The following is an 11,043-nucleotide window of genomic DNA, read 5'->3' as shown; positions in this document are numbered from 1 at the left end:
GTCGACCCGGATCCGGGTCCGGTGCTCGCGAACTACGGGCTCGAGAACCTGCGCTTCGTGACCCCGGTGTCGCCCGACGACGAGATCCGTGTCGTGCTGACGGCGAAGCAGATCACCCCGCGCGAGACGGACGACTACGGCGAGGTGCGCTGGGACGCCGTCATCCTCAACCAGCGCGACGAGATCGTCGCGACGTACGACGTGCTCACGCTGGTGGCCAAGACTGCGGAGGCGCCGGACGCGCCAACGGGAGACCCCGTGTCGGCAGGGGGCGGGGCGTGACCGATCCTGCCGCGCATTTCGCCGGCCAGCGGCGCATGCTGCAACGCGATCGCGCGTCGGCGGCGCTGGGCATGGTCGTCGAACGCGACGAGCCGGGGGAGGCGGTCGTGTCGATGCGCGTGCGCGAGGACATGACCAACGGCTTCGCGATCACGCACGGGGGAATGGTGTTCGCCCTCGCCGACACAGCGTTCGCGATGGCTTGCAACGCCGTGGCCACGGCTGAAGCGGACACGGATGCCGATATCACGGTCGCGGCCGGCGCCGACATCTCGTTCCTCAAGGCGACGTACGCGGGTCAGACGCTCACGGCGCACGCACGACGCCGTGCCCTGACCGGCCGCAGCGGGCTGTACGACGTGAGCGTGACCGACGAGACGGGCGACGTCGTCGCCGAGTTCCGGGGGCGGTCGTTCACCATACGGCGCCCGCACCACGATGCCGCCGACTGAGTGCCTTGTCGGGCATCCGTCCCGGGCGTACACTTTACTGAACGAACGGTCTGTAATTGAGGAGTCGATGATGACGACCGATGTGCTGATCGACGAGGCTGCCGAGCAGGCGGCTTTCGACGCGATCATCGAGGCCGACTCGCGCATCGAGCCGCGGGATTGGATGCCGGCGGCCTATCGCAAGACGCTGATCCGGCAGATCTCGCAGCACGCGCACTCCGAGATCATCGGCATGCAGCCGGAGGGCAACTGGATCACGCGTGCGCCGAGCCTCAAACGCAAGGCGATTCTCATGGCGAAGGTGCAGGACGAGGCCGGGCACGGGCTGTACCTCTACTCCGCGGCGCAGACCCTCGGCATCACGCGCGACGAGATGACCGAGCAGCTCATCGCCGGCCGGGCGAAGTACTCGTCGATCTTCAACTATCCGACCCCCACCTGGGCCGACATGGGCGCGATCGGCTGGCTCGTCGACGGTGCCGCGATCTGCAACCAGGTACCGCTCTGCCGTGCATCGTACGGTCCGTACGGACGCGCGATGGTGCGCATCTGCAAGGAGGAGTCGTTCCACCAGCGGCAGGGCTTCGAGATCCTGCTGACCCTCATGCAGGGCACGCCGGCCCAGCGGCGGATGGCGCAGGATGCCGTGGACCGCTGGTACTGGCCCTCGCTCATGATGTTCGGGCCCCCGGATGAGGCGTCGCCCAACTCGGCGCAGTCGATGGCGTGGAAGATCAAGCGCTTCTCGAACGACGACCTCCGGCAGCGGTTCATCGGGATGCTGGTGCCCCAGGCCGAGGTGCTGGGTGTGACGCTCCCCGACGCCGAGCTGCGCTGGGACGAAGAGGCGCAGCGGTGGCACACGAGTGACATCGACTGGACCGAGCTGCAGGAGGTGATCGCCGGCCGCGGCGCGATGAACGGCGAGCGCATCCGCAACCGGCGCAACGCGCATGAGGACGGCGCCTGGGTGCGCGAGGCCGCCGCCGAATACGCCCGCAAGCAGGCCGGCATCCGCTCGTTGGGCGATGAGCGCGGCGGTGGCGAGCGCAGTTCCCGGTCGTTGAGCGAGCGAGGAACGAGCGAGACGAAACGCAGTGAGTCCGCGGCGGACGTCGATCGCGTTTCGTCTCGCTTCGCTCGCTCAACGACCGGGAACGAGGTGGCGCGGTGACGACCTCAGGCGCTTCGCCGCGCGAGTCCTGGCCTCTTTGGGAGGTGTTCGTCCGCGCCGGGCGGGGCCTCAGCCACGTGCACGCCGGCTCGCTGCACGCCCCCGACGCGGAGTTCGCGCTGCGCAACGCCCGCGACGTCTACACGCGTCGCGGCGAGGGCACGTCGATCTGGGTGGTGCCCGCCGATGCGATCACCACGAGCGACCCCGATTCGAAGGGCGCGTTCTTCGAGAGCCCCGCGGGCAAGAACTACCGCCACGCCACGTACTACACGGCGTCGGAGGGGGTGCCGCACCTGTGATCCACGTGTATCCCGACGACCAGGGAGTTTCTTCTCTGCGTTTCGACTCGCAGGCTCGCTCAACGACCGCAACACCGCCTGTCGTCGAGCGACCGAGGAACGAGGGAGACGAAACGTCGCGACCCGATCTCCGAGACGATCCGCACGGCGAGGTGACCGTCGAGCGGGTCGCGCTGTCGGCCGAGCTCGCGGGTGGGGAGGGGCGTGCCGCATCCGCGGACGTCGCGGAGTACGCCCTGTGGCTCGGCGACGACGCGCTGATCCTCTCCCAGCAGCTCGGGGCGTGGATCGCGCGCGCCCCCGAACTCGAGGAGGACGTCGCGCTCGCCAACATCGCGCTCGACCTTCTCGGGCATGCGCGCTCGTTCCTCCGCTACGCGGGCACCTACGACGACCGCAGCGAGGACGACCTCGCCTACTGGCGCGACGAGCCGGAGTTTCGCTGCGCCTGGCTCTTCCAGCAGCCCGACGGAGACTTCGCGCAGACGATCGTGCGCCAGCTGGCGGCATCCGTCTACCTCTTCGAGCTGAACACGGCACTGCAGGATTCTTCCGACGTGACGCTGGCCGCGATCGCGGCGAAGGCCGTCAAGGAGGTCGAGTACCACCGCGACCACGCCGTGCAGTGGACGCTGCGGCTCGCCGGCGGCACCGACGAATCGCGCCGTCGGATGATCCGGGCGGTGGGCGACGTCTGGCCCTACGTGGCGGAGCTGTTCCGCGACGAGCCGCTCATCGACCGGCTCGACGGCGTGGCCGTGCGGCCGTCGACGCTGCAGCCGGCGTTCGATGCGGTCATCGCCGCCGTGTTCGCCGAGGCGGAGGTGGAGCTTCCGACCGGGCCGATGTCGTCGGCCGGTGGTCGGAACGGGCACCATTTCTCGACCCTGGGCTTTCTCCTCGCCGAGATGCAGGTGCTCGCGCGGCAGCATCCGGGGGCGACGTGGTGATGACCCAGCAAGGCACCCGGTCGTTGAGCGAGCGAGGAACGCGGTCGTTGAGCGAGATTGCGAGTCGAAACGCAGAGACGAAACGCCTCGAGCCTCCGGGCAGCGCCGATCCGCAGTCGGCGGCCGTCGTCAGCGCCGCCGCACGGGCGTGGCAGGCCGCGGCATCCGTTCTCGATCCGGAGGTGCCCGTGCTCACGATCGAGGATCTCGGCGTACTGCGCGACGTCCAGGTCGTCGCCGACGACTCCGGCGCCCCCGGGCGCGTCACGGTGACGATCACGCCGACCTATTCGGGATGCCCCGCGATGGATGCGATCCGCGACGACGTCGTGCTCGCCCTCACGGCCGCCGGATTCGACGACGTCGACGTGCGTCTCGTGCTCGCGCCCGCATGGACGACGGACTGGATGACGGATGCCGGCAAGCGCAAGCTCGTCGACTACGGCATCGCGCCGCCGAACGGGCGTGCAGCGGTCGCGGGTCCGATCCGCGTGCAGCTGTCGGTGCGGTGCCCGCGCTGCGGGTCGCTCGACACCCGTGAGCTCGCGCGGTTCGGGTCGACGTCGTGCAAGGCGCTGTACGAGTGCCGCGCCTGTCTCGAGCCGTTCGACCACTTCAAGGTGCACTGATGGAGCCCGACGCCCTTCGACAGGCCCAGGGACCGGGAAAACCGGATCAGGAGAACCAGCGCATCGCCGAGACGCTGCTCACCACCTCGGTGGGTGGACCGCGGGGCAGCCGGCATCGCGCGCGCTTCCACACGCTCCGGGTCGCAGCGGTCCGGCCGCTGACGGACGCCGCGGTCGAGGTGACGTTCGCGATCCCCGAAGAGGTGCGCGGCGAGTTCGACTACCTCGCCGGCCAGCATGTGGCGCTGCGGACGGTGCTCGACGGGCAGGAGCTGCGCCGCTCGTACTCGCTGTGCCGCGCGGAGGACGCGGGCGGTGGCGGCGATGGTCCGCGCACCATCAGCGTCGCCATCAAGCGCGACCAGGGCGGCCGGTTCTCGACGTGGGCGCAGACCGAGCTGCGCGCGGGCGACCAGCTCGACGTCATGAGTCCGCAGGGCACTTTCACCTCGAAGCTCGCCGACCTCGACGGCTCGCACGTCGCGGGCATCGCGGCAGGCTCCGGCATCACGCCGCTCATGGCGCTCGCCGCCACCGTACTGGCGCGGTCCGCCACGTCGCGATTCACGCTCGTGTACACGAACCGTTCGAGCCTCGACGTGATGTTCCTCGACGAGCTCTCCGATCTGAAGGACCGGTATCCGACGCGGCTCGCCCTGCACCACATGCTGTCGCGCGAGCAGCGCACTGCTCCGCTGCTGTCGGGGCGCATCGACGAGCCGCGCCTGCGGCGCATCCTCGACGAGCTCGTGCTGCCCGACACCGTCGACGAGTGGTTCCTCTGCGGACCGTTCGAGCTGGTGCAGCTCTGCCGCGACACCCTCGCCGACATAGGGATCGACCCCGCGCACGTGCGCTACGAGCTGTTCACCACCGGTGAGGGCGAGCGCGCCGAGCCGTCGGCCGGTCGCCCGGTGGTCGTCGCCCCGGACGAGCCCGTGCGTCGCATCGAGTTCACCCTCGACGGCCAGTCGCAGGCGGTCGACAGCCCGGTCGCCGCGCACGAGTCGATCCTCAATGCGGCGCTGCGCGTGCGGCCAGATGTTCCCTTCGCCTGCGCGGGCGGGGTCTGCGGCACGTGCCGCGCCAGGCTGCTGGAGGGGTCGGTCACGATGACCGAGAACTACGCGCTCGAGCCCGAAGAACTCGAACGCGGGTACGTGCTCACCTGCCAATCCCACCCGACGACCGATACCGTCGTCGTCGACTACGACGTCTAGCCTTTTCGAACGCGGAGGATCGAGATGATCGAGCTGTCCATCACCGGCGATGTCGCCGAGGTCGTGCTGAACGCCCCCGAGAAGCTCAACGCCCTCTCGCTGCGGGCGCTGGGCGAGATGGATGCCGCCTACCGCAGCGCCGAGGAGTCCGGCGTGCGCGCGCTGCTGCTGCGGGCCGAAGGCCGGGCCTTCTGCGCCGGGCGCGACATTGCCGGCGTCGACCCCGAGACCGACGATGTGCCCCAGTATCTTGCCGGCGTCGAGACGCTCATGCGGCGGATCGCCGCGTTCCCCGCTCCGACGTTCGCCGCCGTGCACGGCGCATGCCTCGGAGTGGGGCTGGGGCTCGCCATCGCGACCGATGTGGTCTACGTCGCCGACGACGCCAAGATCGGGTCGCCGTTCGCGAGCCTCGGAGCGATGCTCGACTCCGGCGGCCACGCCCTGCTCTACGAGCGACTGGGTGCCCATCGGGCGCTCGACCTCATCTACACCGGCGACATGCTGAGCGGCGCCGAGGCGGTCGCGGCGGGTCTGTTCAGCCGCGCCCTGCCCGTCGAGGAGGTCTTCGACTTCGCGTGGCAGCGGGCGGTGGTGGCGGCATCCGGTCCGACCGCCGCGTTCCTGGCCTCGAAGCGCCTCATCGCCGGCCTCCGCGACGAGAGACTGTGGGATGCCGTCGCCCAGGAGGCCCGTGGACAGGAGGCGCTGCGCGCCACCGCCGACTACCGCGAGGGCTTCGCCGCGTTCCAGCAGAAGCGCAAGCCCGACTTCACGGGGGAGTGACGCGCACGGAGCGGTCGGCTTCTCGCCGAGGTCAGGAGTTCACGCGGATGATCTCGCGCTGATACGGCGCGACGATCTCGCCCGAGATGCGGCAGTCGAGTACCAGGAACGCGCGGGATGCCTCGGGCTCGGTCACCCACGTCGCGAGGCGTTCGAGGTCCTCGAGGCCGCGCACGACGACCCCCTCGGCGCCGACGCCCGCCGCGAGGGCGGCGAAGTCCACCTCTGGGATGCGCATGGGCGCCTCGGCGAGTCCCTTGAGGCCGTACAGGTGCACCTCGGCACCGTATGCCGCGTCGTTCCACACCACGGCGAGCCCGCGGCCGCGCGCGACACGGACGGCTGTCTCGAGGTCGGCGAGCGCCATGAGCCCGCCGCCGTCGCCCGTCGTCAGCACGACCGTGGCCGAGGGCTTCGCCAGTGCGGCACCGGGCACGGAGGGCCAGCCGAGTCCGATCGACTGGAAGGCCGTGCCGACCATCATCATGCGGTCGGGCGACGCGACGGGCCAGAACATGTTCGCCCAGCCGATGAAGTGACCGCCGTCCGATACCACGACGCGGTCCATCGGCAGGAGCTCGCCGATGCGCGCGGCGACCGAGCGCGGGTCGAGCCGGCCGTCGGGGGCTAATCCGTCACCGACGTCGTGCCCGCGTGCCGCGGCCACGTCGACCGCCTCGCGCCAGTCGGCGGGCTCGGCCGCGATCTTCCGCACTTCGTGCGTGATCGCCTGGGCGACCAGGCGCGCGTCGCCGCGCACATACCCGCCGACGTGCGGGTGGGTGGCCGTCGGCGCGATGTCCACCTGGAAGATGCGCGTGCCGGGCGAGAACAGATCTCCGAAGCGCATCGTGAAGTGGTTGAGAGACGCCCCGAACACCACCGCGACGTCGGCCTCGCGCACGTGTTCCATCGCGCTCTCCGCCCCGAAGCCGCCGGTCACCCCGAGGTCGAAGTCGCTGTTCGGAAAGACGCCGCGCCCGAGCGCCGTCGAGGCGGTGAGAGCTCCGGTGGCGTCGGCGAGGGCGCCGAGCGCCTCGCCGGCGCCCGAGATCCACGCCCCGCGGCCCGCGAGCAGGAACGGCCGACGGGCGCCGGCGAGCGCCTCGGCGATCTCGCGCACCGCGGCGCGCGCGAACTCTCCGGTCGGGGCGACGGGATCGGGAAGCCGCGGCTCCGGCGCCCCGGGCACCGGGCCGGCGTCGCGGGCGGCGACGTCGTAGGGGATCGCGAGCACCGTCGGCACCCGGTAGGTGAGGGCGTGCTCGATGGCGATCACGGTCGTGGCCGCGGCATCCGCTCGCCCGACGGTATACGTGCGCGCACCGACGGCCGACGCGAGGGCGATCTGGTCGACGTCCCACGGGCGCGGGCCCGACGTCGGCTCGTCGCCGACCACGAGCACGAGCGGCACGTGCGCCTGCACGGCCTCGGCGAGAGCCGTGATGGTGTTGGTGAAGCCGGCGCCGTACGTCGCCGTTGCGGCCGCGAGACGCCCCGAGGCGCGGTGGTACGCGTCCGCGGCGACGACACCGCCGGCCTCATGCCGCACCGCGGTGAACTGCACCTCGGTGGACCGCTCGAGCGCGTCGAGGAAATACGCGTTGCCGTTGCCCATCACGCCGAAGACGTGGTCGATGTGGCGGGCGAGGGTGAGGGCGACGTGCGCGGAGACGGTGCTCATAGCCGGATTGGCGGGCATGGCGAAGCCTTTCGAGACAGGGACGGATGCTGAGGCCGTGTGTGTCTCGCGCGTGCGCGCTGCGTGCCCATTTTTCGAGCACCGGCGGGGTCATTCCCGTCGGACAGTCCGAGTATAGGACTTCCGCCAAGATGGGAGTCATGAAGACGATCCAGCTGCGCCGGTACACGCTCGTCGAGGGGGAGTACGACGCGTTCGTCTCCTGGTGGGGCGAATGGATGCCGAAGGTGCGGCCGGCGGCGGGCTTCGCGATCGAGTTCGCCTACGGCCTCCGCGAGACGAGCGAGTTCGTGTGGGCGGTCAGCGCCGAGGGCGACGAAGCGGCCTTCCTCGCGCTGGAGAAGGTGTACATGGCGTCGGACGCACGCGCCGAGGCCTTCGCCGGCGTCCCGCAGCGGGTGGCCGAGCACAACATCCGCTTCGTGCAGGACTTCTTCCCCGGTCGTTGAGCGAGCGAAGCGAGACGAAACGCCAAGAGCCTGGCGCAGAGCAGGGCTCGTCGTCAGTTCGCTGCGTTTCGTCTCGCTCGTTCCTCGCTCGCTCAACGACCGGCAGACCGACGCCCGTCCTTGAGTGAGCAAAGCGAGACCTGATGCCTCATCCGCCGAGCGCGTCGCGGATCGCGGTGGCCGACTCCGTCAGGCGCGCGGCGATCGCCTCGTCCGTGTGCGCGCTGGCGACGAACACGACGGCGATCGCCGCCGGCCCGCGCCCGCGCACGACCAGCGGCACGGCGACGGCCCGCAGGCTGGGGATCACCTCGTCGTGGCTCGTCGCGAAACCGCGGGCCGCGGCATCCCTCACCTCCGCCGCGAGCCCTTCCGACACCTCGTCCGGCCACGAGGATTCCGGCAGCAGCGACAGGATTGCCTTGCCCGGTGCGCCGCGCGTGATCGGATGCCGCGTACCGGGCCGCTGCGCGACGGGGTTCACGGCGTGACGCGGCTCCACGCTCGAGAGCGTCACGCACTCGTCGTGGTCGAGCACGGCGAGGAAGCACGTCACACCCAGGTCGCCGGCGACCGCGGTGAGCTCGGGGAGGGCCTCGGCCTGCAGATCGTGCGCCACGCCCGCGGCGAGGGCGGCCATCCGCGCACCGAGTTCGACACGACCGGCGGGGTCTCGCTCGACCAGCCCGTGATCCTCGAGCGTGCGCAGCAGCCGATAGGCGACCGAGCGGTGCACGTCGAGGCGCAGGGCGATCTCGTCGATCGACAGTGGGCCGCGCGCCTCGGCGAGCACTTCGAGGATCCGGATGCCGCGGCTCAGCGTCTGCGAGGCGGGAGCGATGCGGCCCCCCGTCCCCTGCCGAGACTTCACATATGTCATCGTGCGGGGTCCTTTCGCGGACATTCGTGAAGTATCGCGCCCCAGGGACAGGGCGGCCTTGCCGCGTCGACGCGGGTCGTATACGATCTGTTCAATAGTAGAACGGCGTGTTCGAATATAGAACACGACACCCCTGACCACAAGCCCTCGACACCGTCGTCCGAGGAGGACACCGATGCAGTTCCACCACCACGGCTACGTCTCGGGCGACCCGCGCGTGCAGGATGCCGCCGGGACCGGCATGGACCGCCCCGCCGACCTGCCCGACGAGATGGACGTGCTCGTCGTCGGCTCCGGTCCCGCGGGCATGCTGCTCGCCGCGCAGATGTCGCAGTTCCCCGGTGTCACGACGCGGATCATCGAGCGTCGCGACGGCAGGCTCGTGCTGGGCCAGGCCGACGGCATCCAGCCGCGCAGCGTCGAGACTTTCCAGGCGTTCGGGTTCGCGGAACGCATCGTCGCGGAGGCCTACAACATCGCCTGGATGAACTTCTGGGGGCCCGACCCCGAGAACCCGCGCAACATCGTGCGCACCGCGCGCACCGAGGACTACGCGTTCAAGATCAGCGAGTTCCCGCACCTCATCGTCAACCAGGCGCGCGTGCTCGACTACTTCGCCGAGGCGGCGGCCAAGGGGCCGGGGCGGATCGTGCCCGACTACGGCATCGAGTTCGTCGGCCTCACCGTGGATGAAGAGCGCGAGCACCCGGTCGAGGTGCGCGTCAAGTACGTGGCGGGGGAGCGCGCCGGCGAGGAGCGCACCGTGCGCGCCAAGTACGTCGTCGGCTCCGACGGGGCTCGCAGCGGTGTGCGCGAGGCGATCGGCCGCAAGCACGTCGGGCAGTTCGCGGCCCACGCGTGGGGGGTCATGGACGTGCTCGTCAACACCGACTTCCCCGACTGGCGCACCAAGTGCGCGATCAACTCCACCGCCGGGAACATCCTGCACATCCCGCGGGAGGGCGGCTACCTCAGCCGCATGTACATCGATCTGGGAGAGGTGGCCGCCGACGACGACCACCGCGTGCGCCAGACCCCGATCGACGAGATCATCCGCCGGGCGAACGAGATCCTCCACCCGTACTCGCTCGACGTGAAGCAGGTCGCCTGGCACAGCGTGTACGAGGTCGGCCATCGCGTCACCGACAAGTTCGACGACGTCGACCCCGACCAGAGCCACGCCCCGCGAGTCTTCCTCACCGGCGACGCCTGCCACACGCACAGCGCGAAGGCCGGGCAGGGCATGAACGTCTCGATGCAGGACGGCTTCAACCTCGGCTGGAAACTCGGGCACGTTCTCACCGGCCTCAGTCCCGCGTCACTGCTCGAGACGTACTCCGCCGAGCGGCAGCCGGTGGCGCAGCAGCTCATCGACTTCGACCGGGAGTGGTCGGCCCTCATGGCACGCAAGCCCGAGGAGATCTCCGACCCGCAGGAGCTCGCCACGTTCTACCTCGGCACGGCCGAGTTCCCGTCCGGCTTCATGACGCAGTACGGCCCGTCGATGATCGTGACGGATGCCGCGCACCAGCAGCTCGCCGAAGGCTTCCCACTGGGCAAGCGCTTCAAGTCCGTCGAGGTAGTGCGCGTATGCGACGGGAACCCGATCCACCTCGGGCACCACGCGCGCGCAGACGGGCGCTGGCGGGTCTATGCCTTTGCGGACACCGCGGCCGGGGCCTTCGCCGACGCGCAGAGCGCGGGCGAGGCATCCGTCCTCTCGGACTGGGCCGCCTTCATGGCGTCGCCCGAGTCGCCCGTCCTCCGGTTCACGCCGGAAGGCGCCGACATCGACGCGGTGCTCGACGTGAAGGTCGTCTATCAGCAGCGCCACGAAGATGTGGATCTCACGCGGGTGCCCCAGCTCTTCCTGCCGAAGACGGGACCGCTCGGACTCACCGACTGGGAGAAGGTCTATGCGGCCGCCCCGAGCGCGTGGACGACCGACGACATCTTCGAGGAGCGCGGGCTGTCGCGCGACGGCGTGGTCGTGGTCGTGCGCCCCGATCAGTACGTCGCCGGGGTCTTCCCGCTCGAGGCGACGGACGAGCTGTCCGCGTTCTTCGCGCGGTCGTTCCTGCCTCAGCGGCAGCCGGCGACCATCGCCGGCTGAGCGCCCTCCGCGACGGCGAAAGAACCTCTTCCGCTGTACATCACGTATATCGGCCGCCGCGGCGGCGACGGGCAGAATTGGCCCGGTAGACATCGACACAAACG

Annotated in this window: 11 protein-coding genes and 1 pseudogene; 10 read left to right on the top strand and 2 right to left on the bottom strand. The window is 70.3% G+C overall.

Going from position 1 to position 11,043, the window contains the following annotated elements; translation table 11 throughout:
- From B1729_RS13960 to B1729_RS13925, 8 genes and pseudogenes are all read left to right on the top strand, one after another.
- Positions 1–282 (top strand): annotated as a pseudogene (locus B1729_RS13960) (phenylacetic acid degradation bifunctional protein PaaZ); the annotation flags it as partial.
- Positions 279–734: a hydroxyphenylacetyl-CoA thioesterase PaaI gene (gene paaI, locus B1729_RS13955; protein WP_239539649.1), complete on the top strand. Its 456-nt coding sequence runs from the start codon at positions 279–281 to the stop codon at positions 732–734. The pseudogene B1729_RS13960 and the gene paaI, both read left to right, overlap by 4 nt.
- 70 nt (positions 735–804) lie before the next feature.
- Positions 805–1,908 (top strand): 1,2-phenylacetyl-CoA epoxidase subunit PaaA, encoded by a 1,104-nt coding sequence (gene paaA / locus B1729_RS13950; RefSeq protein ID WP_239539648.1) that lies wholly within the window; start codon positions 805–807, stop codon positions 1,906–1,908.
- On the top strand, positions 1,905–2,210 hold the full coding sequence (gene paaB, locus B1729_RS13945; RefSeq protein WP_163617592.1) for a 1,2-phenylacetyl-CoA epoxidase subunit PaaB: 306 nt from the start codon (positions 1,905–1,907) through the stop codon (positions 2,208–2,210). The genes paaA and paaB overlap by 4 nt, the downstream gene beginning before the upstream one ends.
- 152 nt (positions 2,211–2,362) lie before the next feature.
- A complete protein-coding gene (paaC, locus tag B1729_RS13940; RefSeq protein ID WP_163633302.1) occupies positions 2,363–3,160 on the top strand; it encodes a 1,2-phenylacetyl-CoA epoxidase subunit PaaC in 798 nt (265 codons plus the stop codon).
- A 47-nt stretch (positions 3,161–3,207) separates the two neighbouring features.
- Complete coding sequence (gene paaD / locus B1729_RS13935; RefSeq protein WP_275575851.1) at positions 3,208–3,789, top strand: 1,2-phenylacetyl-CoA epoxidase subunit PaaD; 582 nt, start codon at positions 3,208–3,210, stop codon at positions 3,787–3,789.
- On the top strand, positions 3,789–5,009 hold the full coding sequence (paaE, locus tag B1729_RS13930; RefSeq protein ID WP_163633298.1) for a 1,2-phenylacetyl-CoA epoxidase subunit PaaE: 1,221 nt from the start codon (positions 3,789–3,791) through the stop codon (positions 5,007–5,009). Before paaD ends, paaE begins: the two co-directional genes overlap by 1 nt.
- Positions 5,010–5,033: 24 nt before the next feature.
- Positions 5,034–5,795, top strand: a complete 762-nt coding sequence (locus B1729_RS13925; RefSeq protein WP_163617596.1) for an enoyl-CoA hydratase-related protein — start codon at positions 5,034–5,036, stop codon at positions 5,793–5,795.
- 31 nt (positions 5,796–5,826) lie between these two features.
- Here the strand turns inward: B1729_RS13925 and B1729_RS13920 are convergent, their stop codons facing one another.
- On the bottom strand, positions 5,827–7,479 hold the full coding sequence (locus tag B1729_RS13920) for a thiamine pyrophosphate-binding protein (protein WP_163633296.1): 1,653 nt from the start codon (positions 7,477–7,479) through the stop codon (positions 5,827–5,829).
- Positions 7,480–7,637: 158 nt separating this feature from the next.
- Between B1729_RS13920 and B1729_RS13915 the strand changes: the two genes are divergently transcribed.
- The gene (locus tag B1729_RS13915; RefSeq protein WP_163633294.1) at positions 7,638–7,946 is read left to right on the top strand and encodes a hypothetical protein; all 309 of its coding nucleotides are present in this window, start codon (positions 7,638–7,640) and stop codon (positions 7,944–7,946) included.
- Between the two features lie 148 nt (positions 7,947–8,094).
- Here the strand turns inward: B1729_RS13915 and B1729_RS13910 are convergent, their stop codons facing one another.
- On the bottom strand, positions 8,095–8,826 hold the full coding sequence (locus B1729_RS13910; RefSeq protein WP_163633292.1) for an IclR family transcriptional regulator: 732 nt from the start codon (positions 8,824–8,826) through the stop codon (positions 8,095–8,097).
- A 175-nt stretch (positions 8,827–9,001) separates the two neighbouring features.
- Here B1729_RS13910 and B1729_RS13905 point away from each other — a divergent pair, with 175 nt between their 5' ends.
- Positions 9,002–10,939, top strand: coding sequence for an FAD-binding monooxygenase (locus B1729_RS13905; protein ID WP_163633290.1), 1,938 nt, complete (start codon positions 9,002–9,004; stop codon positions 10,937–10,939).
- The last annotated feature ends 104 nt before the right edge of the window (positions 10,940–11,043 follow it).

Origin of the sequence: Microbacterium sp. B35-04 (genome assembly GCF_010634885.1) — a bacterium.
Taxonomy (GTDB): Bacteria; Actinomycetota; Actinomycetes; order Actinomycetales; family Microbacteriaceae; genus Microbacterium.
This window is presented reverse-complemented; position numbering and strand designations above follow the sequence as displayed.